Origin of the sequence: Nocardia salmonicida NBRC 13393, from assembly GCF_001613085.1 — a bacterium.
In the GTDB taxonomy this organism is placed as follows: Bacteria; Actinomycetota; Actinomycetes; order Mycobacteriales; family Mycobacteriaceae; genus Nocardia; species Nocardia salmonicida.
Map to the genome: position 1 here is coordinate 102,337 of NZ_BDBR01000009.1, position 26,706 is coordinate 129,042.

The 26,706-nt window shown below is 67.1% G+C and carries 19 protein-coding genes and 1 pseudogene; 10 read left to right on the forward strand and 10 right to left on the reverse strand.

What is annotated here, in order from left to right:
- Positions 1 to 2: 2 nt before the first annotated feature.
- From NS1_RS10340 to NS1_RS10355, 4 genes are read left to right on the forward strand one after another with little or no spacing between them, the layout of a single operon-like run.
- Positions 3 to 1,046, forward strand: a complete 1,044-nt coding sequence (locus NS1_RS10340) for an NAD(P)-dependent alcohol dehydrogenase (protein ID WP_062983686.1) — start codon at positions 3 to 5, stop codon at positions 1,044 to 1,046.
- 11 nt (positions 1,047 to 1,057) lie between these two features.
- Positions 1,058 to 2,710: a steroid-24-oyl-CoA synthetase gene (casG, locus tag NS1_RS10345; protein WP_062984076.1), complete on the forward strand. Its 1,653-nt coding sequence runs from the start codon at positions 1,058 to 1,060 to the stop codon at positions 2,708 to 2,710.
- Between the two features lie 11 nt (positions 2,711 to 2,721).
- Positions 2,722 to 4,461, forward strand: a complete 1,740-nt coding sequence (locus NS1_RS10350; RefSeq protein ID WP_062983688.1) for an N-acyl-D-amino-acid deacylase family protein — start codon at positions 2,722 to 2,724, stop codon at positions 4,459 to 4,461.
- A gap of 58 nt (positions 4,462 to 4,519) precedes the next feature.
- Positions 4,520 to 4,864 carry a hypothetical protein gene (locus NS1_RS10355; RefSeq protein WP_062983695.1) on the forward strand — a complete coding sequence of 115 codons (345 nt, stop codon included), beginning with the start codon at positions 4,520 to 4,522 and terminating at the stop codon, positions 4,862 to 4,864.
- A 28-nt stretch (positions 4,865 to 4,892) separates the two neighbouring features.
- On the opposite strand, the gene narI is transcribed toward NS1_RS10355, so the two are convergent.
- The 4 genes and pseudogenes from narI to NS1_RS10375 all read right to left on the reverse strand — a co-directional run bounded on the left by narI (position 4,893) and on the right by NS1_RS10375 (position 11,722).
- Entirely contained in the window at positions 4,893 to 5,648 is a 756-nt protein-coding gene (gene narI / locus NS1_RS10360; RefSeq protein ID WP_062983696.1) for a respiratory nitrate reductase subunit gamma, read from the reverse strand.
- A complete protein-coding gene (gene narJ, locus NS1_RS10365; RefSeq protein WP_062983699.1) occupies positions 5,645 to 6,325 on the reverse strand; it encodes a nitrate reductase molybdenum cofactor assembly chaperone in 681 nt (226 codons plus the stop codon). The genes narI and narJ overlap by 4 nt, the downstream gene beginning before the upstream one ends.
- Complete coding sequence (gene narH / locus NS1_RS10370; protein WP_062983700.1) at positions 6,322 to 8,001, reverse strand: nitrate reductase subunit beta; 1,680 nt, start codon at positions 7,999 to 8,001, stop codon at positions 6,322 to 6,324. Before narH ends, narJ begins: the two co-directional genes overlap by 4 nt.
- A gap of 10 nt (positions 8,002 to 8,011) precedes the next feature.
- Positions 8,012 to 11,722 (reverse strand): annotated as a pseudogene (locus tag NS1_RS10375) (nitrate reductase subunit alpha).
- Between the two features lie 694 nt (positions 11,723 to 12,416).
- On the opposite strand from NS1_RS10375, the gene NS1_RS10380 reads away from it, so the two are divergent.
- On the forward strand, positions 12,417 to 13,208 hold the full coding sequence (locus tag NS1_RS10380; protein WP_255284485.1) for a helix-turn-helix transcriptional regulator: 792 nt from the start codon (positions 12,417 to 12,419) through the stop codon (positions 13,206 to 13,208).
- Here the strand turns inward: NS1_RS10380 and NS1_RS10385 are convergent.
- Complete coding sequence (locus tag NS1_RS10385; RefSeq protein WP_062983704.1) at positions 13,205 to 14,038, reverse strand: alpha/beta fold hydrolase; 834 nt, start codon at positions 14,036 to 14,038, stop codon at positions 13,205 to 13,207. The genes NS1_RS10380 and NS1_RS10385 overlap by 4 nt on opposite strands.
- A gap of 218 nt (positions 14,039 to 14,256) precedes the next feature.
- On the opposite strand from NS1_RS10385, the gene NS1_RS10390 reads away from it, so the two are divergent.
- On the forward strand, positions 14,257 to 15,156 hold the full coding sequence (locus tag NS1_RS10390) for a hypothetical protein (RefSeq protein ID WP_062983706.1): 900 nt from the start codon (positions 14,257 to 14,259) through the stop codon (positions 15,154 to 15,156).
- 12 nt (positions 15,157 to 15,168) lie between these two features.
- Here NS1_RS10390 and mtnC read toward each other — a convergent pair whose 3' ends face one another.
- The 4 genes from mtnC to NS1_RS10410 all read right to left on the reverse strand — a co-directional run bounded on the left by mtnC (position 15,169) and on the right by NS1_RS10410 (position 20,631).
- Positions 15,169 to 15,858: an acireductone synthase gene (gene mtnC, locus NS1_RS10395; protein WP_062983708.1), complete on the reverse strand. Its 690-nt coding sequence runs from the start codon at positions 15,856 to 15,858 to the stop codon at positions 15,169 to 15,171.
- Positions 15,855 to 16,424, reverse strand: a complete 570-nt coding sequence (locus NS1_RS10400) for a 1,2-dihydroxy-3-keto-5-methylthiopentene dioxygenase (RefSeq protein WP_062983710.1) — start codon at positions 16,422 to 16,424, stop codon at positions 15,855 to 15,857. Before NS1_RS10400 ends, mtnC begins: the two co-directional genes overlap by 4 nt.
- The gene (locus NS1_RS10405; protein ID WP_062983712.1) at positions 16,421 to 18,187 is read right to left on the reverse strand and encodes a bifunctional S-methyl-5-thioribose-1-phosphate isomerase/methylthioribulose 1-phosphate dehydratase; all 1,767 of its coding nucleotides are present in this window, start codon (positions 18,185 to 18,187) and stop codon (positions 16,421 to 16,423) included. The genes NS1_RS10400 and NS1_RS10405 overlap by 4 nt, the downstream gene beginning before the upstream one ends.
- An 83-nt stretch (positions 18,188 to 18,270) precedes the next feature.
- Positions 18,271 to 20,631, reverse strand: coding sequence for an arylsulfatase (locus tag NS1_RS10410; RefSeq protein ID WP_062983713.1), 2,361 nt, complete (start codon positions 20,629 to 20,631; stop codon positions 18,271 to 18,273).
- A gap of 264 nt (positions 20,632 to 20,895) precedes the next feature.
- On the opposite strand from NS1_RS10410, the gene NS1_RS10415 reads away from it, so the two are divergent.
- Genes NS1_RS10415 through NS1_RS41580 form a run of 4 tightly spaced genes read left to right on the forward strand, consistent with a single transcriptional unit; the run spans position 20,896 to position 26,217 of the window.
- A complete protein-coding gene (locus NS1_RS10415) occupies positions 20,896 to 22,473 on the forward strand; it encodes an ABC transporter substrate-binding protein (RefSeq protein ID WP_062983716.1) in 1,578 nt (525 codons plus the stop codon).
- Complete coding sequence (locus tag NS1_RS10420) at positions 22,470 to 23,429, forward strand: ABC transporter permease (RefSeq protein ID WP_062983718.1); 960 nt, start codon at positions 22,470 to 22,472, stop codon at positions 23,427 to 23,429. The genes NS1_RS10415 and NS1_RS10420 overlap by 4 nt, the downstream gene beginning before the upstream one ends.
- Entirely contained in the window at positions 23,426 to 24,283 is an 858-nt protein-coding gene (locus NS1_RS10425; protein WP_062983720.1) for an ABC transporter permease, read from the forward strand. The genes NS1_RS10420 and NS1_RS10425 overlap by 4 nt, the downstream gene beginning before the upstream one ends.
- A complete protein-coding gene (locus tag NS1_RS41580) occupies positions 24,280 to 26,217 on the forward strand; it encodes a dipeptide ABC transporter ATP-binding protein (protein ID WP_062983722.1) in 1,938 nt (645 codons plus the stop codon). Before NS1_RS10425 ends, NS1_RS41580 begins: the two co-directional genes overlap by 4 nt.
- Before the next feature lie 50 nt (positions 26,218 to 26,267).
- Here the strand turns inward: NS1_RS41580 and NS1_RS39935 are convergent, their stop codons facing one another.
- Complete coding sequence (locus NS1_RS39935) at positions 26,268 to 26,423, reverse strand: hypothetical protein (RefSeq protein WP_156677410.1); 156 nt, start codon at positions 26,421 to 26,423, stop codon at positions 26,268 to 26,270.
- Positions 26,424 to 26,706 lie beyond the last annotated feature (283 nt).

A 26,706-nucleotide genomic window follows, 5' to 3' on the forward strand; every position in this document is an offset into this window, starting at 1 on the left:
GCATGCGTGCGATGCAGTTGACGGCCCCGGGCACCCTCGAATTGCGCACGGTGCCCGTACCGGAACTCGGACCCGACGATCTGCTGCTGCGGGTCGGCGCGGCGGGGATCTGCCATTCGGATTCGTTCGTGCTGAGCCTGCCGTTCCCGATGAGCGAGAAGCCCCTGACGTTGGGCCACGAGATCGCGGGCACCATCGAGGCCGTCGGCTCGGCGGTGGAAGGTCGTAGCGTCGGCGAACGCGGGATCGTGTACCTGTGCTGGTCGTGCGGCGAATGCCGGGAGTGCCTGCGCGGCAACGAGAATGTCTGCCTGGCCGCCGGTCGCACCGCGATGCCGCCGTGCCCCGGCCTCGGCCCCGACGGCGGCATGGCCGAGTACGTCCGCATCCCGGTGCGCTCGTTCGTACCGATCGCCGACGAACTCGACTTCGCTCACGCCGCGCCACTGGCCGACGCGGCACTGACGCCGATGCACGCCATCCGCGGCGCCATGGACCAACTGTGGCCCGGCGCCACCGCGGTCGCCATCGGGATCGGCGGACTGGGTCACGTGGCGGTGCAGTTGTTGAAGGCGCTCACCGAGACGACCGTGATCGCCGTCGACGTGGACGCGGACAAGCTCGCCCTGGCCACCGAATGCGGCGCCGACATCGTGCTGAAGGCCGACGAGAACGCCGCGGCCACGATCCTGGAGCTCACGGGCGGACGGGGCGCGGAGGCGGTGTTCGACTTCGTCGGTACCGATCCCACCGTCAAGCTCGCCGTCGAATCCGTAGCCCCCAACGGCGCTGTCCGGCTGGTTGGTCTCGGCGGCGGCGCCACCGGCATCGACTCGGGACCAGCGGGCGGACCCGGACTGCCCTGGGGTGCCACGGTGCGAAAGTCGTACGGCGGCACCAGGTCCGACCTCATAGATTCCGTGGCTCTGGCCGCTGCGGGCAAGCTCCGCGCCCAGATCGAGCGGTTCGACCTGGCCGATGCCCGAACCGCCTTCGACCGACTCGACTCCGGCGCGATCCGCGGCCGCGCCGTCCTGATTCCCTGATGGAGAAGAACATGACCAACGCTGTAGACCCACAGGAATTCGTGGCCAAGGTGGCGGCGGGCCTGACCGCACCGGGCGCGCCGTTCGAGATGACCGTCGAACCCGTTCTCGACGTGCCGATTCCGGTCTTCGCGCAGCGCCGTGCCAACCTGCGCGAACTGCTGGAGCATTCACTGAAGTGGGGCGAGCGCGACTACCTCGTCACCGAGGACCGCCGGATCTCCTTCGCCGAGCACGCCGCGGCGGCGGGCGCGTTGGCCACCGCGCTGGCCGCCCGGTACGGCGTGGGCAAGGGCGATCGAGTGGGCATCCTGGCCGCCAACGGCCCGGACTGGGTGATCGCGTTCTGGGCCGCACAGTGTCTCGGCGCGATCCCGGTCGGCTACAACGCCTGGTGGGCGCCGCCGGAGATCGCCTACGGGCTCGGCCACACCACGCCGACGGTCGTCATCGCCGACGCGAAAAGGGCTGCGCACCTGTCCGAGGCGGGCACGGACCTGCCCGTCTTGACCATGGAGGAGGATCTGCCCGCGCTGATCGCCGAGTTCGGCGGTGGCGAGATCCCCAGCACGCCGGTCGCCGAAGACGATCCGGGCGTGATCCTGTACACCAGCGGAACCAGCGGCAGGCCGAAGGGTGTTGTCCATTCGCAGCGAAACATGGTGGCGATCAGCGATTACCACCGTTTCACCGACGCCATGATGGCCGCGTTCATGGGTCAGGAGCCCGGCGATGCTCCCAGCGATCGCCGCTACCTGGTCACCGCGCCGCTGTTCCATATCGCCAGCCTGCACAACCTCGTCATCCCGCGCCTGCTGACCGGCGCGGCGGCGGTGTTCCCTCACGGCGCCTTCGAGATCGGCCGGGTCCTGAGCCTGGTCGAGCGCGAGAAGGTCACCAACTGGGCCGCGGTGCCCACCATGGCGTCGCGACTGCTGGAACACGATGTGGCCCAGCACGATCTGTCCTCACTGAGCGCGCTCTCGCTGAACTCGGCGCCGTCCTCGCCCGCGCTGCTGGCGAGCCTGCGCGAGAAGACCTCGGCCCTGCAATTCTCGCTGACCACCAGCTACGGCCTCACCGAGAGCGGTACCGCGGCGACGGTCGCCACCCCGCTCGACCTGGCCGCCGACGACGCCTCGGTCGGCAGACCGATCATCGGTGTCACGGTGGAGATCCGCGACGCCGAGGGTAAGGCGGTCGGTGAAGGTGAAGAGGGCGAGATCTGCATCCGCAGCCCCTACGTGATGCTCGGCTACTGGAACGACGACGCGGCGACAGCCGCCGCGATCGACGACCAACGCTGGTTGCGCTCCGGCGATTTCGGCACGATGCGCAACGGCAGGCTCACCGTGTCGGGCAGGCGCACCGACCTGATCCTGCGTGGCGGCGAGAACGTGTATCCCACCGAGATCGAGAACGTGCTCGTCGAACACCCGGCCGTCAGTGAGTGCGCGGTCTTCGGCGTTGCCCATCCCGATCTCGGCCAGGAAGTGGCGGCCGTCGTCGTCGCCGAACCGGGGGCGGTGGACCCGGAGGAGTTGCGCGCCTTCGTCGCCGACCGCCTCGCTTATTTCAAGGTGCCCGCCCGATGGCGGATCACTTCGGACGCGCTGCCGCGCAACGCGACCGGTAAAGTCACCAGGCGCGAGCTCGCGGTCTGAAAGGGTCAGAAATGTTCGACATCATCATCAAAGGTGGCCGGTTCTTCGACGGCACCGGCGCTCCGTCCACAGTCCGCCACCTCGGCATCACAGCGGGCAAGGTCGCCGCGATCTCGCAGACCCCGCTCGACGAAACCGGTTGCCCCCGAGTCGTCGACGCGACCGGCAAGTGGGTCATGCCCGGCATGATCGACATCCACACCCACTACGACGTGGAGGTCCTGCTCGACCCGTCGCTGTCGGAGTCGGTGCGCCACGGCGTCACCACCGTGCTGCTCGGTTCGTGTTCGCTCTCGACCGTGCACGTCGACGGTGAGACCGCGGGCGATCTGTTCGGTCGGGTCGAGGCGATCCCGCGGCAATACGTGGTCGGCGCGATGAACGACGTCCAGACCTGGAGTACCGCAAGCGAATACGCCGAAGCGCTCGAGCAGCTGCCGCTCGGCCCGAATCTGGCCGGCTTCATCGGCCACTCCGACATCCGCGCGGCGGTGATGGGGCTCGACCGCTCCACCCGCAAGGAGGTGAAGCCGTCCAAGGACGAGCTGGCCGAGATCGAGCGCATGCTCGTCGACGCGCTCGACGCCGGGTTCGTTGGAATGTCTTCGCAGCAGCTGCTTTTCGACAAGCTCGACGGGGAGACCTGCCGTTCGCGGACGTTGCCGTCCACCTATGCCAAGAGCAAGGAACGCCACCGGCTCAACAAGATCCTGCGCAAGCGTGGTCGCGCGTTGCAGGGTGGCCCCGATATCGCCAACCCCAAGAGCCTGGTGTCGATGGCGGTGTCGAGCATCGGCCTCTGGCGCGATCCGCTCAAGGTGAGTCTGCTGTCGGCGGCCGATGTAAAGGCGGTGCCCGCCGCGTCCAAGATGTTCCCGGCAGTCGGCAAGATCATCAACGGGCTCGACGGCGACTTCCGCTGGCAGCACCTGCCGGTGCCGTTCGAGGTGTACTCCGACGGCATCTCGCTGCCGGTGTTCGAGGAATTCGGTTCCGGCGCCGCCGCTTTGCACCTGGCCGATCACATCGACGAGCAGCGTCACCTCATGCAGGACGAGGAGTACCGCCGCTCGTTCCGCAAGGACTACGACAACAAGTACGGCCCCCGCGCGTGGCACCGTGACTTCTTCGACGCCGATATCGTCGACTGCCCCGACGAGACCGTCATCGGCAAGACCTTCGGTGAGGTCGGTGTCGACCGCGGCGGCCTGCACCCGGTCGACGCGTTCCTCGACCTCGTCGTCGAACACGGTGACAAATTGCGCTGGCGCACCACCATTTCCAACCACCGTCCCGAGGTGGCCGATGTCCTGGCCGCCGACCCGTCGGTCCAGCTGGGCTTCTCCGACGCGGGCGCGCATCTGCGCAATATGGCCTTCTACAACTTCGGCCTGCGCCTGCTTCGCCGCGTCAACGATGCCGCGACCAGCGAGAAGCCGTTCATGACCGTCGAGCACGCGGTACACCGGCTCACCGGCGAACTCGCCGACTGGTACGGCCTCGACACCGGTCACCTGCGTCTGGGCGCCCGCGCCGACGCCATCGTGATCGACCCCGCCCACCTCGACGAGACCCTCGACGCCTACGCCGAGGACCCGATCGCGGTGTTCGGCAATCTCTCACGCATGGTCAACCGCAACGACGAGACCGTCACCGCGGTCTTCGTCAACGGCCGGTATGTCTTCGGTGAGGGCGAAGCCGATCCCGCGCTCGGCACCGAACGGGTGGGGGAGTTCCTGCGCGCCGAGTAGGATCTGCGACCCTGACCTGATGAGCCCGAACACCCGCCCATCAGCGAGAGGACTCGACATGTCGGACGCGAAACGGATCACCTGGGGCAAACCACGTCAGCCCACCGACGCCGACCGCGACGCCCTGCGTGCGGACCTGCTCGCCAAGGCCCGTGCCGTGCGCGGCGACGGCTGGGCGAACTACCGCACCGAGTGGCCTGCGGGCCAGGTGGCTGTCGTCGCCTACGTGCTGGGCGACGCCGAAGTCCTCGCCGAACTCGAGGAGAACGAGGGAACGGTCCTGAGCCGTTTCGCCGCCGACCTGTTCGGCTTCGTCGGCGGCCGCAAGGATAACGAAAAGGGTCTCGTCGACACCCAGGCCTGGTTCGACACGGTCCGCAAAGCCCTTGGCCCCGCGTCGTGACGCGGGGCCGATCGGCACCTGGTGGGAACTACCAGCGGTCGGGGGTGACCGGTGCGTCCCAGGCCTTGGCGAAGCGGGTCTTGTCCTTGGTGTCCACTTCCTTGCGGCGGTAGACGATGTAGGGGCGGGTGAGGTAGCCGATGGGGGCGCTGAACATATGGACCAGGCGGGTGTAGGGCCAGGCCGCGACCAGGGCGAGGACGACCAGGCCGTGGAGTTGGAAGGTCCAGGGGACGTCGACCATCAGACCCGGTTCGGGATCGATCGAGAAGAGGCTGCGAAACCAGGGGGAGACGGTTTCGCGGTAGTTGTAGGTGCCCCAGAGCAGGTTGGAACCCCAGGTGTTGAGCAGGCCGGTGACCAGGGCCAGGGTCAGCAGCGTGTACATCATGACGTCGTTGCGGCTGGTGTTCTTGCGCACGGCGGGAATGGCGATGCGGCGGTAGCACAGGATGGCCACCCCGAGCACGACCATGAGTCCGGCGACGGAACCCGCACCGACCGCGATGATGTGATAGGCGTGCTCGGAGATGCCGATCGCCGAGGTCCACGATTCGGGAATCAACAAACCCATCACGTGACCGCCGAACACCCCGAGCATGCCGAAGTGGAACAGCGGGCTGCCCAGCTGCAGCAGCTTGGACTCGTAGATCTGCGAGGAGCGGGTGGTCCAGCCGAACTGGTCGAAGCGGTAGCGCCAGACATGGCCCAGTACAAAGGAAGTCGCCGCGATGTAGGGCAGGATCAGCCACAGGCCTTCGGGCAGGGGGATGGTGGCGTTCATCGGCGACCTTCTGTTGCTTCGAAGAGGGCGGGGTCCATGGCGTACGGTTCGAGGCCGACCTCTTCCTCGGGCGGACCCTGGGCGGCGAGTTCGGCGATGCGCCTGCGGTCGGCGGTGGTGACCGGGGGCAAGGTGGTGAGGACCGCGCCGAGGACGCCGCTGTAGGGAGAGTTGTTGTCGCCCAGCGACAATCGCAACAGCTCCATCACCGGCACGTGCTCGCCGAGCAGGCGCTCGCCGCCGATCGGGTCGATGGTGGCGGCGAATTCCAGCAGCACCGGCAGGTGGTCGGGCAGTTCCTCGTCGCCGAGTTCGACCCCCGCCTGGCGGTAGGCGTGCTTGAAACGCAGCAGTGCCATACCGCGCTTGCGGGTGTCGCCGAAGGCGTAGAACGTCAGGTGCAGGCTGGCGCGACGGCGCATGTCGAAGGTCTCGACGTAGCTCTGCGCCACTTCGATCGCCGGGGTATCGCGCAGGTAGGCGAAGATCTCGGCGAAGTGCGCCTGCACCTCTTCGGGCAATTGCGCCGCGGCGTCGGACAACTGGTCGAGCATGGCCAGGGTCTGCTCGCCGGGGTAGTCGAGCAGGAACGCCGCCAACCGCCACACGACCAGGCGGTCGTGCTCGGCCATCTCGGTAACCGGTTGGGGCCGTTTACGAATCGACAGCAGACTCATGGCGCGACACCGCTCGTGGGGGAGTCGGCGACGGCAGCGCCGTTGCTGCCGTTGCCGTTACCGGCGCCGTTGCCGGTCTTCTCGTTGCCGTTCGCGCTCGGCAGGAGTCCACTGGTGCTGCGCCCGTCCCAGTTGAGCAGGTTGATCCGGCCCGACTTCTCCTCCGGCGCAGCCTGATTGACATCGGAGAGCGAGAACTTCTCGACGACCTGATCGAACGCGGTCATGCCGGGTCCGCCGTCGGTGTCGAGACTGCACCCGGTGGCCAGCGAATCCAGTTCGTGCGCCTTGGACGTCGCGCCCATCGGGATCACGTACCGGTGCTCGTATTTGGCGATCGCCAGCAGCCGGTACATCGCCTCGATCTCTTCGGGTTCGAGCCCGATCGACGGCGCGATATGGGCTTCGGGCTCCTCGCCCAGGTTGACCGAACGCATGAACGCCCGCATCCCGGCCAGGCGCTGCAACGAGGACCGCACCGGCCCGATCTCTCCGGCGGTGAACAACTCGGCGAGGTATTCGAGCGGGATGCGCAGCGCGTCGATGGCGCCGAACAGGTTGCGTACGTCCTCGCCGTCGTGACCGGTCTCGGCGAGTACATCCACCACCGGCGACAGCGGCGGCACGTACCACACCATCGGCATCGTGCGGTATTCCGGGTGCAGCGGCAGGGCCAGCTGATAGTCGACGATCAGCTTGTAGACCGGTGAATCCTGGGCAGCCTGAATCCATTCCGGCGAGATGCCGGCCTTCTCGGCCTCGGCGATCACGCGCTCATCGTGCGGGTTGAGGAACACGCCGAGCTGCGAGGTGTAGAGATCCTGCGGATCGGTGACCTGGGCTGCCTCGAGCACCGCGTCGGCGTCGTAGAGCATCACGCCGATGTAGCGCAGCCGCCCGACACAGGTCTCCGAGCACACCGTCGGGATGCCGACCTCGACACGGGGGTAGCAGAAAGTACATTTCTCCGCCTTGCCCGTCTTGTGGTTGAAGTAGATCTTCTTGTACGGGCAGCCGGTGATGCACTGCCGCCAACCACGGCATTTGTCCTGGTCGACGAGCACGATGCCGTCTTCCTCGCGCTTGTAGATCGCGCCGGAGGGGCACGACGCGGCGCAGGAGGGGTTCAGGCAGTGCTCGCAGATGCGCGGCAGGTAGAACATGAAGGTCTCTTCGAACTCCAGTTTCACCTTGGTCTCGAGCTTGCCGAGGATGGGGTCCTTGCCGACCTGCTCGGGACCCGAACCCAGGTCGTCGTCCCAGTTCGCACCCCAGGTGACCTTGGTGTCCTCACCGGTGATCAGCGACTTGGGCCGCGCCACCGGGGTGGTGTCCATGGGCGGCGACGACAGCAGGTTGTCGTAGTCGTAGCTCCACGGCTCGTAGTAGTCGGCGACCGTGGGCAGGTCGGGGTTGGCGAAGATGTTCATCAGGCGCTTGAACCGCGAGCCGGACTTGAGGGTCAGCTTGCCGCGCTTGTTGAGCGTCCAGCCGCCCTTCCACTTCTCCTGGTCCTCGTACTGACGCGGATAGCCCTGTCCCGGACGGGTTTCCACGTTGTTGAACCACACGTACTCGGTGCCGCCACGGTTGGTCCACGCCTGCTTGCAGGTGACCGAGCAGGTGTGGCAGCCGATGCACTTGTCCAAGTTCATGACCATGGCGAGCTGTGCCATTACGCGCATGTCAGTACTCCACGTTCTGGTTGCGGCGACGGATAGTCGTGACCTCGTCACGCTGGTTTCCGGTGGGGCCGTGGTAGTTCAGGGCGAAGGACTGCTGGGCGTAGCCGCCGATCAGATGCGAGGGCTTGATCAGCACCCGGGTGAGCGCGTTGTGGATACCGCCGCGCTTGCCCTTGGCTTCCTTGGTGGTGTCCTCGGCGCCCTCGATACGCGGCACGTCGACCGCGCGGTCCTGGGCGTGGTACATGAAGACGGTGCCCTCCGGCATGCGGTGCGAGACGATCGCGCGGGCGACGACCACACCGTTGCGGTTGATCGCCTCGATCCAATCGTTGTCGGCCACCCCGATCTTCTTGGCGTCGACGTCCGACATCCAGATCGTCTGACCGCCGCGCGAGAGCGTCAGCATGTGCAGGTTGTCCTGGTAGGCCGAGTGGATCGACCACTTGGAGTGCGGGGTCAGGTAACGCACGGTGAGACCGTTGCCGCTCACATTGCCGATGCTCGGCTCCGCGAACAGCGCCGACATATCGAGGGGTGGACGGAAGATCGGCAATTGCTCGCCGAGTTCGATCATCCAGTCGTGGTCGAGGTAGAAGTGCTGGCGACCGGTGAGGGTGTGCCACGGCTTGAGCCGCTCGACGTTGATGGTGAACGGCGAGTACCGGCGACCACCCGATTCCGAGCCCGACCATTCCGCCGAGGTGATCACCGGCACCGGGCGAGCCTGGGTGTCGGCGAAGGTGATCCGTTTGCCCTCGGCCTCTTTCGCGAGGTCGACGAGTTCGGTACCGGTCCGCCGCTCCAGCGCCTCGAACCCTTCGACCGCCAGGCGGCCGTTGGTGGTGCCCGACAGCGACAGGATGGCCTCGGCGGCGTGGGTGTCCTTGGCCAGCGACGGCCTGCCCGCGGCGATGCCGGAGACGATGGTGCCGTTCTGTCCGGCCAGGTACGCCACTTCTTCCTCGGGGAAGGTGGTGACGCCCTTGGTCGTGAGACCGAGCTTCTCCACCAGCGGCCCGAGCGCGGCCAGCTTCTCCGCGATCTTGGTGTAGTCGCGTTCGATCTCCACGATCTTGGGCATGGTCTTGCCCGGAATCGGTTCGCACTCACCGGCTTTCCAGTCCAGCACCTTGCCGCCGGCCTGCGCGAGCGCATCGGGGGAGTCGTGCTGCAACGGCACCGCGACGATGTCCTTGCGGGTGCCGAGGTGCTTCTCGGCCAGCCAGGAGAAACCACGCGCGATCCGGTGGAACGCCTCGAAGTCGGTCTTGGCCTCCCACGGCGGGGAGATGGCGGGGGAGAAGGCGTGCACGAAGGGGTGCATATCGGTGGAGGACAGGTCGTGCTTCTCGTACCAGGTGGCGGCGGGGAGCACGATGTCGGCGAACAGCGTGGTGCTGGTCATGCGGAAGTCCAGCGCGAGCAACAGATCGAGCTTGCCCTCGGCGCCTTCCGCACGCCATTCCAGTTCCTGCGGTCGCACGCCGGTCGCGTCGGTGGTCTGCAGGTTGGAGCCGCAGCCGAGCAGGTGCTTCTGGAAATATTCGTTGCCCTTGCCCGAGGAACCGAGCAGGTTCGCGCGCCACACGGTGAGCACGCGCGGGAAGTTCTCCGGTGCGTCGGGGTCTTCGCAGGCGAAGCGCAGGTCGCCGGATTTCAAACCGTCGACGACGTGCTCGGCGGGAGTCTTGCCCGCTTCGGCGGCCTCGTCGGCGAGGTCGAGCGGGTTGCGGTTGAACGTCGGGTAGCTGGGCATCCAGCCGAGACGACTCGCCAGGGCGATGTTGTCGGCGGCGGTGCGACCGGCGAACTTGCCCTTGCCCAGCGGCGATGCGAACGAGTCCGAGGTGAAGGGGTCGTAGCGCCACTGGTCGTTGGTGAGGTACCAGAACACGGTGCCCTGCATCTGACGCGGCGGGCGCTGCCAGTCCGATGCCGAAGCCAGTGTGGCCCAGCCGGTGACCGGACGGCACTTCTCCTGGCCGACGTAATGGGCCCAGCCGCCACCGTTCTTGCCCTGACAGCCGGTGAGCAGCGTCAGGGTGAAGAAGGCGCGGTAGATCTGATCGGAGTGGAACCAGTGGTTGGTGCCCGCGCCCATCAGGATCATCGAGCGACCGCCGGAACGTTCCGCGTTGTCGGCGAATTCGCGTCCGATGCGCGCGGCCTGGACGGCGGGAACGCCGGTGATGTTCTCCTGCCAGGCCGGGGTGTACGGCGACTCGGCGTCGTCGTAGCCCTTGGCCCACTCGCCCGGCAGGCCCTAGCGGCCCACGCCGTACTGCGCGAGCAACAGGTCGAAGACGGTGGTGACCCGTTTGCCCGCGACGATCTTCGTCGGCACACCGCGGATGATCGACCCGGCGACATCGGTGTCGAAACGCGGCAGCGCGATGGTGGCGTGCGCGTCGTCGGAATGGCCGAGCAGGGTGAGCAGCGGGTCGACACCCTCGAGGTCGAGGTTCCACTTGCCCGCGTCGCCCTCGCCGAAGCGATGGCCCAGCGAGCCGTTGGGCACGACGGGGTTGCCCGCCTGGTCGAGCAGCACCGGCTTGTGCTCGACGCTTTCGCCGGTGTGGCCGAGATCCGCGGCGGTGAGGAACTTGCCCGGCAGAGCGCCGTCCTGATCCGCCGCCTCGTCGAGGCAGATCAGGTACGGCAGATCGGTGAAGGACTTGATGTAGTCGGTGAACATCGGAGTCTGCTTCTCGATGAAGAACTCCTTGAGCACCACATGGCCCATCGACATCGCCAGCGCGGCATCGGTGCCGGGGCGCGCGGCCACCCATTCGTCGGCGAACTTGGTGTTGTCGGCGTAGTCGGGGGAGACCACCACGACCTTCTGGCCGCGGTAGCGCGCCTCGGTCATGTAGTGCGCGTCCGGGGTTCGGGTCACCGGGACGTTGGAGCCCCACATGATGAGGTAGCCCGCGTCGAACCAGTCGGCGGACTCCGGCACGTCGGTCTGGTCGCCGAATACCTGCGGCGAGGCCACCGGCAGGTCGGCGTACCAGTCGTAGAACGACAGCATGTAGCCGCCGATCAATGACACGAAGCGCGCGCCGGTGGCATGGCTGACCATCGACATCGCCGGGATCGGCGAGAAGCCGGCCACGCGGTCGGGGCCGTACTGCTTGATCGTGTACACGTGCGCGGCAGCGGCGATCTCGGCGGCTTCCCACCACTCGGCGCGGACGAAACCGCCTTTACCGCGCGCGGTCTTGTAGGCCTTGGCCTTGACCGGGTCCTCGACGATGGACTCCCACGCCAGCACCGGGTCCTTGAGCTCGGCCTTGGCCTTGCGGTAGAGATCGAGCAGCGTGCCACGCACATACGGGTAGCGCACGCGGGCCGGAGAGTAGGTGTACCAGGAGAAGGAGGCGCCACGCGGGCAGCCGCGCGGTTCGTACTCGGGCTTGTCCGAGCCCACCGACGGGTAGTCGGTCTGCTGGGACTCCCAGGTGATCACGCCGTCCTTGACGTAGATCTTCCAGGAGCACGAGCCGGTGCAGTTCACGCCGTGGGTGGAGCGCACCACCTTGTCGTGCGACCAGCGGTCGCGGTAGAACTCGTCGGCATCGCGGCCGCCGACCTTGTATACGGACCGGTTGTCGGGCGAGACCTCGCCCCGCTGGAAATACTTGCCGAGGTTCAGCAGTGTGTCGCCGAAATCGGCGGGCGACGGACCTTGCGTGCGCGAATTAACCACGACGCCCCCTTCGAGCTGTGAAATCGGGCTGTTGAGGGAACTGTAAGGAGGCGGACCCCTTCGGCAAAACGAACTTTTCACATCCGTATTCGGCCCTCGGTGAGCTGTGAGGTCGGCGAAATGCTGTGGTCACGGGGGAGGGGCTCGTCGGCACCCGCGATCGGGGGCTCACCAGGGTGAATCGAGCCGCGAGCTGGCAGAACGCGGTGATCGACGGGTCCGTCGGCGGGCCCACGGTGATGCTTCGGAAACGACTGGTTCTCCCGCGGTTTACATTTGTTTACACACCCGGTGTGCCCGCTGAACAGCGCTGATGTGACGCCACACACAGCTATGGTCGCGTCGAGACGGTCTGCGGGACAGCGGGGAACGGCCGCGCGGACATGGCGACGCCGGACGATCGTCGCGCGCGGCGGGAGGGCTTCGTGGTCGGTGGCAGGAGTGGAGACCGTCACGGTCGGGGCGAGCGGGTCGCGCGGTGGGCAATCCTAGGGCACTGCTGAACGGAACGATTTCGAATCCTTTTAATTCGGTTCAGAACGGCCGTATTTCGTGACCGCGAGCACAGTTGCCGCAGGTTAACTACCCAAACGAAGTGGCGCTAATATAAAGAAACGGCATCTTTTCCGGTTGGCGGTTGGTTCGAGGTTGAATAGTCATCCAGGATTGGCCCGTGCAGACAGGAAGGGTAGTCGTGATACCGAAGCCATCGTTCGACGGACCAGATGGACCGCCGAAACCGCCGACGCTCGGCGGGTTGCTACGGCGACTTCGCGACGATCGGCGGATTTCGAGGGAGAAACTCGCCTTCGCGGCGGGGGTCAGTTCGAGTTACATCACGCATTTGGAGAGCGGGGATCGGGACCGGCCGACGCGCGCGGTGATCGAGGCGCTCGTGCGCTACCTCGACCGGATCGCGCCGGTGACCGATATCGAGCGCAGACATCTATTCGATCTGGCCGGCATCGCGCCGGTCGACAATCCGTCGGTCGAGGATCTGCGAGCCGAGATCAGCACCGAGATGCGCCGGACTCTGTCGCTGCGGGAACCTGATCTGGCGGCCTATGTCGACACCCGCTGGAACGTGCTCGCGGGCAACCATTCCTATGATCGCGCGTTCCCAGGACTGGTCGAGGATGTCAATATTCTGCGCTGGTTCTTCGGTAACCCGCTCTCGCGCAAAGTAATGGTGGAATGGGAGAAGGAGTCCACCCTCACCGTGCACTGGCTACGCGGCCTGATCGGCCAGCAGGTCGGTGGCGACTGGGCCTCCGACCTGCTCGACGAATTGGCGCAATATCGCGACTTCCGCCGCATCTGGGACGACGGCGACACCGTGTACGGCCGCGAGCACACCGCCATGCGGCTCTGTGATCTGCACACCGGCGAGAACTACACCGTCGAGGTCCAGCTGTTCCGGCTCGATTCCGTCGCCTATCCCGGTCGCATCCAGTACTACCAGGGCGTTCGCGGGCCCGACCGCTAGATACCGGCGACCGCCACCGGCTCCACGGCATACGGGGTGCAGGCCGTCACCAGCGTGGCCAGCGCGGCGGCAACCTGTTCGGGATGAGTCAGCGCGCAGCCGTGGCCCGCGCCCGCCACCGTGCGTACCCCATTCGCGCCCGGCAGTTCCTCCGCCAAGCGCGCGCACTTGGCCGCGGTACTGCTGTGGTCGTGTTCGCCGCGCAGAACGAGAGCGGGCACGCCTATTTCGTCGAGTCGCCCACGGACCGAATCGCGCCCGATCAGGCACTCGGCCGCCGGGCGGATCGCGGTGCGATCGGCGTCGAGCCAGCGGGCGATCCAGGTCTGCCAGATCCGCGGATCGGTGCCGCCGATCAATAGCGGCGCGAGTTCTTCGGCCAGTGGCCGCAAATCGCCGCTGCCGCACCATTCGTCGAAGAAGTTCTCGTAATAGGTTTCGTCGCTCCTGGTGCACGCGTCGGCTTCGGTATCGAGCAGTGCCAATCCGGTGACGCGTTCGGGGGCGAGCAATGCCATCCGCAATGCCGCGTAACCGCCCTGGCTCATGCCGCCGACAATCGCGCTCTCGATGCCGAGTGCATCGAGCACCCGCAGACCGTCGGTGGCCAGATCCCAATAGTCGAAGCGCGGGTCGTCGCCGTATCCGGTGCGGCCGTGACCGCGCGCGTCCCAGGCGACGACATTGATATCGGTGTGCGCCAGGACCTTCCGGATGGGCTCGAACATGGATTCGTCCATGAGGAATCCATGGGCGAGCAGCAGCGTCGGTCCTTGGACCGCATCGGTGCGGAAATGAACGTTGACAGAATCGGAGTGTACGAAGGGCATGGTCGAAACATACAAGCGGCGCGGTCGATTTCGCCCGGTTGCGGACCGAATGCGGCACCGCCTGATGGGTGCACGGCCGGTTCTGTGAATTCACTGGCGAGTGTATATACCTAACTGGGGCCGTCTATTTGTGCGCGCCCTGTGGACATGTCCGTTTGTGGCCGATTGGATAGGAGATGTCGGTGACAGTCGGCTCGAATCGGAAAACGGGGATATTGATGAGGGTGACGGAGCAGGGGCAGGATGCCCACATAAGTTTGGCCGCCGCGGGTGACAGCGTCTCGGCGACCTTCGCGGTCTGCGACGCGGAGGGCAGGGCGATCTGGTACGGCCCGTTCATCGACGCCGACGCCGACCATCCCCGCGGTGACCAGCTCGCGGCCGCGATGGGCGCCGCGGGCCGCGCGATCTGGCTCGCGGGCCGAGCCCGCGAGGACACCGGAGTCGAGAAGGTGACACTGCACCTGACAGTCAGCGAGGACGGACTCGACGCCATCACCCTGGCCTGCACCGCGTCGATGGCCGGGCTGGCCCTCGATCTGGTTGTCTCCGAAGATAATCCGGCACTGGACTGGTGCCAGGCGTTCGGCAGGCTCGACTGGACGTCGGGCCCGTTGATCGGCCTCGTCGATCCGGAAGTACCACAGACGATCCCGACGCTGCGGGCTATCACCGGCGGTCTCGATCAGCAGTCCGAACCACAGGAAAGGCTCGACATGCACGAACTGGCACTTGATCCCTCGATGGAATTGCGCTCGGCACTGGAAAGTTTGCTGCTGCACGACGCGATCGGGATGGACGCCAAGATGCGCCACGCCATCGCCGCCGTCGTCCACCTCGCCGTCGACACACCGCACGGCCCGCCCGAGGACGCCGAGGAATTCCTCGGCCGCCTCGACGCCTCCTGGCTGGTAGCGGCCTGGCTCGGCCACGACACCGAACTCTCCCTCATCGCCACCCTCGCCGCAGGCGAGATCCCCGCCCTGTCCTGGTGCGAACTGATGTTCACCACCACGCTGGCGCCGTGGTCGACGAGCCCGGTCGCCGTCCACGCACGACGGGTGTTCGGGACAGTCCAGCGGGGACCGCTCGGCGCGGTCAGGGCGCACGTCGGCTGAGAGCGCGCCACCTCAGTATTCGGCGACCTCGACCTCGGCGAACGAACTCACCCAACGATGCGGTGGCCGTGGTGGATTCGGTTCGCCGCGTCGGTGCACGCCGACAGCCTGCCAACCCGCGGCCACCGCGGCATCGAGTTCGTCGGCGTGGTCGGACAGGAACAGGATGTCCCGCGCCGGGACGCCGATCCGGTCGGCGATGAGCTCATAGGAACCCGCCTCCCGTTTGGCGCCTGCGCTGACCAGGTCGAAGTGATCGGTGATCAAGCTGGACAGGTCGCCGGTCTCGGCGAAGGTGAACCAATCTCGTTGGTTGCGTTCGGAACCCGAGGAATAGACGAACAGTCGGTAGCCGTCGGCATGCCATGTCTTCAGCGCGGGTACCACATCCTCGAAGAAGCGTCCGTGTAGTGCGCCGGCGCGGAAGCCCTCGGCGCAGATCGCGCCCTGGGCGGCTTTGAGGGGCTCGGCCTTCACGTCGGAATGCAGCCAGGCGATGAGGATCGCGGCGACTCGGTCGGTGTCCGCGGTGGGTTCTCCGGCCAGTTCGCGGGTCCGCGCGATCACCGATTCCGCGGGGCCGGAGGCATTGTCGGCCAGCCAGGCGGGCAGGTGCTGTTCGGTGTAGCCGTAGAGGTCGGTGCGGACCGCGTCGGTGGGGCTGGTGGTGCCCTCGATGTCGAGGACGATCGCGCGGGTCACGCGAGCAGTTCGTCGAGGGTCGGGAAGCCCGCGCTGATCTTGTCGCCGGTGAAGTCGCCGACCCAGCCGTCGGCCTCCTCGAAGAAGCGGATGGCGATGAAGTCGGGGGTGGTGCCCATATCGAACCAGTGCAGGGTGCCCGCCGGGACCGAGAGCAGGTCGCCCGCTTCGCAGACCGTCGCCAGCACGGCGTCGCCCACGTGCAGGTAGAAGCAGCCGCGGCCAGCGGCGAAGAAGCGCACCTCGTCCTCGGCGTGGCGGTGCTCGTCGAGGAACTTCGCGCGCGCACCGGCGGCGGTGGCAGGCCACTCCGGGTTGTCGGCGTCGGGATGGATGCGGGCGATGTCGATGTGCTCGTAGCGGCCCGAGGCGTTGAGTTCGGCGATCTGCGGGCCGTAGTGGGCGAGCAGGGTGTCGGAGTCGGTCGCGGCGGCGTCGGCGAGCACGGCCCAGTGCGAGTAGGCGATGCCGTGTTGTGCCAGCTCGGCGCCGATCTCGGTGGGGTCGGTGGTGCGCACCCGGACGTCGGCGGCGTTGTCGGCGGCCATCACTTGCAACAGGGTCATGTCGGTCCGATCTCGAGAGGCATGGCGTCGGTACGTCCCGTACGGGCGATCAACTCGCACAGGGCTTCCAGGCATTCGGCGCGATCGCGCGCCTGGGCAAGAGTGTCACCCCAGGTGGTGATCCCGTGCCCGGTGATGAACAGAATCGGTGGGGCGTCGGGGTTTTCGCTGAGGTAGGTGTCGATGTCGGCGCCGATGCGCGCCACCTCCGGCCAGTTCGGGAAGACCGGGATCACGACCGTCGACGGGTCGGTGAGGCCGAATCCCTTGAGCAGTTCGAAACCGCTGATCCGCAGCGGGGTCACCGCGCCGCCGGGCCGCGCGGAAGTAGTCGCCAGCGCGGTGGCGAACGGGGAGTGCACGTGCACGACCGCGCCGGCGGGACGGGTGCGGTAGACGGCGGTGTGAATGCTGGTCTCCGCGGACGGCTTCCGGCTCTGACCTGGGCGCGCGATGGTGTCGGCGATCGCGACGAGCACCGTGTCGTCCTCGCCGAGTTCGCCTTTGGACAGGCCGCTGGCGGTGACGAGGGCATCGGCGGGGTCGACCCGCACCGAGATATTGCCCGCGGTGCCCGGCATCCAGCCCCGCTCGTACAGCTGGCGTGCGGTAGCGGCGATCGCCTGTCCCCGCGCGGCGAGGGGCCTGTCGGTGTTCTCGACGGTGGCCGCCGACGCACGGCCGTGCTCGTCATAGGTATCCGAGTTCCGGTAGACCACACCGTTTTCCGTGACGACGGCGGTGACCAGATCGGTCGGCGTCACATCGAAGGCGGGGTTGAACACCGCGGTGCCCGCCGGTGCGGTGTCGACGCCGCCGAAGCCGGTCACCTCGGCGGCGGCCCGCTGTTCCACCACGATCTGCGCGCCGGTGGCCATCGCGGTATCACGGGTGGATTCCGGGGCGACCACGATGAACGGGATGCCGTGGTGGCGGGCGGCCAGGGCCAGGGTGAAGGTGCCGATCTTGTTGGCGACGTCGCCGTTGGCGGTGATCCGGTCGGCGCCGACCAGCACGGCGTCGATCTGTCCGGTCGCCATCGCCCAGGCGGCGGCGGAATCGATGGTCAGCCGATGCGGAATGCCCGCCTCGGCCAGCTCCCACGCGGTGAGCCGCGCGCCCTGCAACAGCGGGCGGGTCTCGTCGACGATCACGTCCTCGACGACACCGCGTTCGTGCAGCACCCGCAGAGCGCCGATCGCGGTGCCGACCGCGCTGGTGGCGAGACGGCCGGTATTGCAGTGCGTCAGTAGCCGGAGCGGCCGCTCACCGCACAGACGTTGCACCAGGTCGGCGGCATGGGTGGCAGCGGAGAGATTGACCCGGCCGTCCTCGGCGAGCAGGTCGAAGGTCTCGGCCAGCACCGCGTCGGCACCGTCGGCGATCCGGCCGCGGACTCGGTCGACTGCCCACGCCAGATTGACCGCCGTCGGTCGAGCCGCGGCGATACGGTCGGCCTCCGCCTGCACGGCGGCCACATCGATCACCCTGTGGCCTCTGCTGCCACTGTCATCGACTACGCCGCCGGTCGAGCCACCCGTTTCGCCGGATACGCCGTCGCGAGTGTGCGCCCTGGTCGCGATGACCACACCGAACGCGCCCGCGATCCCGATCGCCGGAGCGCCGCGAATGGCGAGGGTGGTGATCGCCTCGATGACCTCGTCGACGGTGCGCAGGCGAAGTTCTCGCACCTCGTGCGGCAGTCCGCGCTGGTCGATGGTGACGAGCGCACCGTCGTCCCAGATCAGGGAACTGTCGTCCATCTCCGGCGTCCTGTCTGCGTGGCATTTTCTGGCTGGTAAACGGTATCCGACCTGGTCGCGACTCGATCCGCGGGGCCGGTCGATCACTCCGCGGCGTACTCGGCCTCCCGCTCCACCGCGTCGATCGTGCGCTGCGGGACCTGCACGGGACCGGGCGTGTAGGTGATCGCGCGCAGGCCGCCGGAATAGCGGAACGGTCCGCGGCGCTCGCGCAGATCCCACGAGACCGGACCGCGCGCGTCGACGCCGACGGAGATCCCGGTCCACGGCGCCATGCCGACCAGTTGCACCTGGTCGGTGAGCTCCGCGAGCGGCGTGCCGTCTACCTGGATGGTGAAGTCCCAGCGCAGACGCGGCTCGACGGTGGCTCGCACGGTGATCTCGCGCGTCCCGATGGGCAGAGGCAGGCCGACGGACGCATACCGCCCGTAGCTGTTCACGCCGAGCACTACTTCGCCGTCCTCGATGTAGAGCAGGTACCCGCCGAGCGGGTCACCGTGTGCGACGAGGACTCCTTCGTCGCCGGGCTGATAGCCGTCGACCACCCGCTCATCGGGTACCGCCGTACCGCGTGCCGACGCCGTGCCGGTCAAGTCGGCGGTGATCGTGAAGTCGCGGAAGGCGATGAGGCGTTGGGAGCGGTAGCGCTCCAGGGTGGGGGTGCCGGGCAGCAGCCGCACCGGAGCGGCGTAACGCGCCTCCTCCGGGCGACGGCGGAACAGGTCGGCGCGGGTCAGCAGCGGGAACACGGTGTTGGCCCACGCTGATTCGTCCCAGGCGGCGGCCAGTTCGGCGGCCTTGTCCGGGTACTGCGCCGAAACATCGTGCAGCTCCGTGGGGTCGGCGCGCACGTCGAACAGCTGCCAGTTCGGCGCGTCGATGTCGGCGTCGGCATCGTGCAGCGACAGCAGTTTCCAGCCGTCGCGGTAGAAGCCGCGGTGACCGGTCATCTCCGAGTACTGCTCGGTGTGCCGCGTCGGGGCCGCCTGATCGCGCAGCAGCTCGGCCGCGGAGACGCCGTCGAAGTCTTTGGCGGGCAAGCCGTTACGCACAGAAGGACGGTCCAGACCCGCCAGCTCGAGCAACGTCGGCGCCAGATCGGTGACGTAGGCGTATTCGTGGCGGATGCCGGAATCGGTATCGGTGCGGGGCAACCCCTTCGGCCACGACATGACCAGCGGTACCCGCACACCACCGGCGAACGTCTGGCCCTTGTAGAACCGGAACGGTGTGTTGGACGCCTGACCCCAGCCGCGCGGGTAGTGCACGCCCAGCTTCGCGGTGCCGATCAGGTCTTCGTCGTGGGGGACATCGCCCACCCAGTCGGGGTCGTCGACGTGGGCGAATTCGGCGAAGTAGGAGCGGGTGCCCTCCGGTCCGCCCTCCGCGGTGCCACCGTTGTCGGAGGTGAACACGATGATGGTGTTGTCGAGTTCGCCGAGGTCTTCGAGCAGGTCGACGATGCGTCCCAGGCTCTGGTCGATGCTGTCGACCATGCCCGCGTACACCTCCATGTACGCGGCGTAGCGCCGCTGCTCGTCGGCAGACAGCGAATCCCACTCCGCCGCTTCGTAACCCGGCTCGGTGTTGCGCGGCTTCTGCTCGGTACCCGGCGGGAACAACCCCTGCGCCAGCTGCTCGGCGAAGCGGCGCCTGCGCAGTTCGTCCCAGCCCTCGGCGTAGCGACCGCGATACTTGGCCTGGTCCTCGGCCTTGGCCTGCAGCGGTCCGTGCATCGCCACGTGCGCGAAGTACAGGAAGAAAGGCTTCTCGGTGTCGTGCGCGCGCAGATCCTTGATGTAGGACAGCGCCTTGTCGGTGAGATCGTCGGTGAGGTAATAGCCCTCCGGATATTCCTCGACATCGACCACCGAGCTGTCCGACACCAGCTGATTGGGGTAGTAGAAGGAGTTCAGCCCCTCCAGCGACCCGTAGTAGCGGTCGAATCCGCGCTGGGTCGGCCAGGAGTCCCGATGCGCGGACGGGTTCATCGTGGCGTCGCGCACCAGATGCCATTTGCCCACCGCGTAGGTGGCGTAACCGTTGTCGCGCAATATCTCCGGCAGCGTGAGCACGTCGTCGGCCAATTCCAGCCGCAGGCCCGGATAGCCGGGATCGGCGTTGGCGACGAACCCGAAACCCGCGCGGTGAGAATTGATTCCGGTCAGCAGCGCCGCGCGCGAGGGCGAGCACAGTGGCGTCGTGTGATAGTTCGACAGCCGCACACCCTCGGCCGCGAGACGGTCCAGTGTCGGTGTCTCGATTTCCGAACCGAACGGGCCTATATCGCTGTACCCCATGTCGTCGACGAGCACGACGACGATGTTCGGCGAGCCCGCCGGAGCAGTGGGCGGATAGGTCCAATCGGGAGTCGACTCCGCGGACGTGCGACCGGCCGAGCCGCCGAAGGATGCGTAACCGCGAGCATGGGGTGGAACAGGCATTCTGGCAGTAAAGGCGACGTATCCGCTGGTCACCAGGGTTATGTGCAGTGTGCGTGGAATCGGTGACCGGTACGTCGCAACTTGTTAGCGTCACTGCCGTGCCCACGAATCAGCCACCCTGCTGCTGTTCGTGTCGCGTCCTGCGCGGCTGACGAACGCCCACGACGTTCGCGGCCGAGCCGATGTGTTCCCTTTCCTGCGGTGCGCTGTGCGCACCCTCCTCGGCCCGCCGCGCGGGCCGATGCGTCTTCGAGGATCTTCACGATGAGTTCAACGGCGAGTGGCTTCGGCCGCCGAAATTTCTTGCGCACCAGCGGCATCGCCGCCGCGGCCATCTTCGGCGGCGCCGCACTGGCGGCCTGCACCTCGGCGGTCTCGGAACAGAAGGCGGGCGGGGACGACGCGACGCCGGTGCGCGGCGGCACCCTGAAGGTCGGTATCCGTGAGGACCTGGTGCCCGCGAACCTGCTCACCAACACCGCGGCGACCCCGGTCGTGATCGGCTTGGTCTACGAATCGCTGATCCGCTACCCGAACGACACCCTGGAACCGCAGCCGTTGCTGGCCGAGTCGTGGCAGCTCGCTGCCGACGGTCGTTCGCTGAGCCTGGACCTGCGCGACGACGTGAAGTTCCACAGCGGGCGCCCCTTCACCGCCAAGGACGTGGAGTTCTCGCTGCGCACCTATGCCGACGCCAAATGGTCAGCGCAGCTGCGTAGCTCGGCGGCGGCCGTCACCGGTTTCGACATCGTCTCGCCGACGCGGATCGTGTTGCAGCTCGCACACCCACTGAGCAACATCTACGACCTGCTCGACACCGTGCCGATCCTGGACAGCGAAACCGCCGACAAGCTCGGCACCGGCGACACCTATATCGGCACCGGCCCCTTCGAATACGTGCAGCGCGTGCCGAACTCGCAGTTGATCTTCGAGAAGAACCCGAACTACTGGCTGCCTGAGCGCCCGTACCTCGACCGGGTCGAGGTCTCGATCATCCCCGACCCGAACGCGCTGCTCAACGCGTTGAAGTCCGGTCAGATCGCCGCGGCGCGCGAACTCGGCTACCGCGATGCCGAAAACCTCGGCAAGAGCGGCGGATTCACGGTGCACGATCTCGAGGGCGCCGAACTGCAAGCCTATGTCGGCGTCAATGTGACCGAGCCGTCGCTGGCCGATGTCCGGGTCCGCCAGGCCATCGCCTTCTCCCTCGACCGCGAACGCATCATCGACGAGGTGTTCCGGGGTGCGGGATATCCGCTGAATGTGCCGTGGCCCAAGAACTCGCCGGCCTTCGACGAATCCCGCAACGCCAAGTACAAGCGTGACATCGACAAGGCCAAGCAACTCCTCGGCCAGGCGGCCAAGCCGCCGAAGCTGCCGCTGACCTTCGCCCCCGGGTACGGCGAGGTCGCCCAGATCGTGCAGGCCAACCTCGCCGACGTGGGTATCGAGGTCGACCTCGACCCGGTCGACGCCGCCACCTTCGTCAAGCAGCTCACCGGCCAGCAATTCCGTGGCCTGTGGGTCACCGACCATTCGTGGGCGCAGTTCGTTCCGTCGACGCTCACGGTGAGCGCCTACCCGTTCAACGCGCGCCGCAATGCCTCGCGCTACGAATCGCCCGCCTACACCGCGGCCGCCGACACGGCATGGCAGCTGGCGCAGGGCACCGGGCCCGATGCGGTGCGCGCCTATCAGGCCGTCACCGACCAGCTGCTGGAAGGGCTGTTCCTGATCGAGATCGGCGTGCGTTTCCAGCAGTACTCCACCGTCAACAAGGTGCACGGTTTCGCCTGGACCAAGCGCCGCGAACCCGTTCTCACCGACACCTTCCTGTCATGACGCGCTATCTACTGCACCGCCTTCCGTCGGCGCTGCTGGTGCTGTTCGGCGCCTCGGTGCTGATCTTCCTGCTGTTGCGGCTCGTCCCCGGTGATCCGGCCACCATCCTGGCCGGAAACGACGCGACACCGCAGACCATCGAGGTGATCCGCCACCAGCTCGGCCTCGACCGGTCGATCCCGGTGCAGTACCTGCAGTGGCTGGGCGACCTGTTCACCCTCGACCTCGGTCGCTCCTACATCATCGGCGGTGAGATCACCGATCTGGTCGGCCGTGGGCTCACCAATACGTTGGTGCTCACCGTGACCGCGCTGCTTCTAGCCGTGCTGGTGAGTCTGATCGTGTCGGTGGCGTCGGTGCTGTGGCCGAGCCGCTGGTTGAATACGGTTGTCGCCGCGGCGAATACGGCCGCCGTCGCGCTACCGACCTTCGTGGTCGGCCCGCTGCTCGTGCTGGTGTTCGCCGTCGCGATTCCGGTGCTGCCCGCCGGTGGGGTGCCGCCGGACGGATTCATCGCGCGACCCGATATCGCGGTGCAGTATCTACTGCTGCCCGCGATCTGCCTCGCATTGCCGGTGTCGGCGGCGCTGACCCGGTTCCTCACCGAAGCGCTGCGCACCGAACTCGCGAAACAGTATGTGCTGACAGCACGGTCACTCGGTGTCGGCTATCGCGAGATCGTCACCCGTGGCGCCCTGCGCAACGCGCTGCCGACCATGCTCACCGTGCTCGGCATCCAGACCGGGCAATTGCTCGGTGGCGCGGTGCTGGTCGAGGCGGCCTTCGTGTGGCCGGGGATCGGGCAGCTCATCGAACAGGGCATCAGTCGTCGCGACTATCCGCTCGTGCAGGTGCTGTTGCTGCTGTCGGTGGCGGTATTCGTGGTGATCCAGCTGATCACCGATGTCGCGCACGCGTGGCTGGATCCGCGGATTCGGATCGGAGGACGGTCATGACGACGGCAACCGAGAAACCTGTTGTCACAGCGCATGATTCACCGCGCCGCGAAGGTCCGCTGTGGGCGCTGCGCCATGGACAGGGACTGGCCGGGGTGCTGCTGGTCGTCGTGGTGGCGCTGGCCGGGGTGTTCGCCGGCCTGCTCAGCTCCTACGATCCGCTCACCCAGATCCCCGGCGCCAACCTGCTCGGGCCGAGCGCGCAACACTGGCTCGGCACCGACCATCTCAACCGTGATGTGGCCGCGCGAGTCCTGGCCGGTATCCGGATCGACCTGCTGATCGCGCTGCTCGCGGTGCCGATCGGCGCCGTTGTCGGTGCGCTGATCGGCCTGGCTGCCACCGTCCACCCCGTCGCGGACGTGACCGTCCAACGGGTATTCGACCTGATTCTGGCCTTTCCAACACTGATCTTGGGCATCACGCTCGCCGCGATCACCGGGCCCGGCTGGCACGCGGTGGTCATCGTGATCGTCGCCGCCGAGATCCCGATCTTCGGTCGTCAGATCCGCACGGCGGTGCTGGCCGTGCGCGAACAGCCGTTCGTCGAAGCCTCGGAGGTGATCGGCGCCGACACCTGGTGGACCTTGCGCAAGCATGTGCTGCCCAATGTGATCGAGCCGCTCGGCGTGCAGTTCGCGCTGTCGCTGTCGGTGGCGGTGTTCATCGAGGGCGCGATGAGTTTCATCGGCATCGGCGTACTGCCGCCGCAGCCCTCGCTGGGATCGCTGATCGCGGCCTCGATCGCCAACCTGGACGCGAATCCGTGGATCGCGATCGGACCGTTGGCCGCGTTGACCCTGGGATTCCTGTTGATCGCCCAAGCACTGGGCCGGGCAAGGAGATTGGCATGAGCGCACCATCTGATCCACTCGACCCCGTGCTCGAGATCGACGAGTTGACGGTGGGGTTCGGCGACAAGATCGTCGTCGATGGGGTGAGCTTGCGGGTGCGCCGGGGTGAAGTCGTCGCCCTGGTCGGTGAGTCCGGTTCGGGGAAATCGCTCACCGCGCGATCGGTGCTCGGGCTGCTGCCGGAGACCGCGCGGGCAGGCGGGTCGATCCGGCTCGGGGGCACACAGGTCGTCGGTGCCGCCGAATCCGTGTTGCGGGATCTGCGCGGTACCAAGGCCGCCATGGTCTTTCAGGAGCCGCAGACCGCGCTGAATCCGGTGCAGAAGATCGGCACCCAGATCGCGCAGGCGCTGCGCGCGCACGGCGTGACCGACAAGGCCCTCGCTCGAACCCGCGCGATCGATCTGCTGACGGCGGTGGATATTCCGGAACCGGACAAGCGCCTCGACTGGTACCCGCATCAACTCTCCGGCGGGCAGAAGCAGCGCGTGGTGATCGCGCTCGCCCTGTCCGGCGAGCCCGAACTGCTCATCGCCGACGAGCCGACCACCGCGCTCGATGTCACCGTGCAGGCCGAGATCCTCGATCTACTGCGCTCCCTGCAACGGCAGCGCGGCACGGCGATCCTGTTCATCACTCATAACCTCGGCGTGGTCGCGGAGATCGCCGACCGGGTCGTGGTGATGCGCGAGGGGCGGGTGGTCGAGGAAAAGTCGGTGTTCGGGTTGTTCGCCGAACCGGGCGAGGAATACACCCGGACGTTGCTGGCCGCGGTGCCGCGATTGCCCGCGGTGTCGTCGCGAGGCGAAGAGCCCGCACCTGTCGCCGAGGTGGATGCCGTCAGCCCGGGTGGTGCGGAGGACGCACTCGCCACTGACGCAACGGATGACGGCCAGACGACGGTGCGGCACGAGGACGAAGCAGGTGAGGTCGACGCGTCCGACGGCGGCGACGACGAGTCGGCGGACCTCACCGACGATTCGGATGACGTCCCGGCGGACCCCTCGGACCGGAGCGTTCGCCGGATTCTGCGCCGGGTAGTGGTGCGTGGGCCCGCTGTTGTCGCCGAAAAGGGCGGGGGGCGAGGCGAATCCGAATACCGCGATGTGCTGCGGATCGACGACCTCTCGGTCGTCTACCCCGGCCGCCATGGCGCTGCGCCTTTCCCGGCACTGCAGGATATTTCGCTCACCCTCGGTCCACGTGAAGTTCTCGGGGTCGTCGGTGAATCCGGGTCGGGCAAGAGCACGCTGGGGCGCACCGCGCTCGGGCTCGTTCCCGCCACCTCGGGACGCGTCGAGCTGCAAGGCGTCGTGCTGGCCGGATTGTCGCGCCGCGAGCTGCGTGGACTGCGCAAGCACGTCGCGCTGGTGCATCAGGATGTGAGCGCCTCACTCGATCCGCGCCGCACGGTCGCCGACGCGATCGGCGAACCTTTGCAGGTGCATCGGGCCGCGTCGGGCACGCTGTTGCAGGCCAAGGTCGCGACCTTGCTCGAATCGGTCCGACTGCCAAGGGATTACGCGCAGCGCAGGCCGGGAGAGTTGTCCGGAGGGCAGCGTCAGCGAGTGGCGTTGGCTCGCGCGCTGGCCTTGGCGCCGCGACTGCTGGTCGCCGACGAGCCGACCAGCGCGCTCGACGTATCGGTGCAGGCGCAGGTGCTCGACCTCTTCGCCGACCTACGCGCCGAATACGGCTTCGCCAGCCTGTTCATCAGTCACGATCTGGCCGTGGTGCACCAGGTCGCCGACCGGGTAGTGGTGCTGCGGCAGGGCCGGATCGTCGAAACCGGCGAGGTGCGCGCGGTATTCGCCGCACCGGCTCAGGAGTACACCCGCCGCCTGGTCGACGCGGTGCCCGTCCCCGATCCGGCCACGGCTCGGCGTGGGCTGGGCGGATCCGCGGCAGGCGCGCCAGTGCGCATCGGGGCATGACGTGGACGAGCCGCCGGTAGCGATACCGGCGGCTCGTCGACACACGTATATCAGTGATGGCCGGGGCGGCGCTGCTCACGCCGATCGTCCTGGCCTGCTCGCGTCATGCCTTGCGAGTCCTGCCCCTGCTCCTGCCGCTGCTCCTGCTGCTGGCGCGGCATCTGCTTGGGCATCTTCTTCGGTGCTTTTTTAGACTTGTCAGCCATCTCCACACGGTCCTTTCCGAGGGATAAGTGATTAAGCCTTCAACGCACTGTCCGACGCAATCCACCTCGCGTGCGGGGCGTCCCACGCCTGACTCGACCAACAATAAGCACCATTACGGCGTGAGGGTAGACCTGCGCTGAAAATAGGTTTCTGACCTGGGAAAATTCGGCGTGTCAGTCCTCGATCCATTCCGCATTGCCGGAACGGACCCAGTGGGCCACCTATTCCGGGCTTCGCCATTCTGTGACATTGCGAGAATTGCGACGAGAACGGGGGATTCGA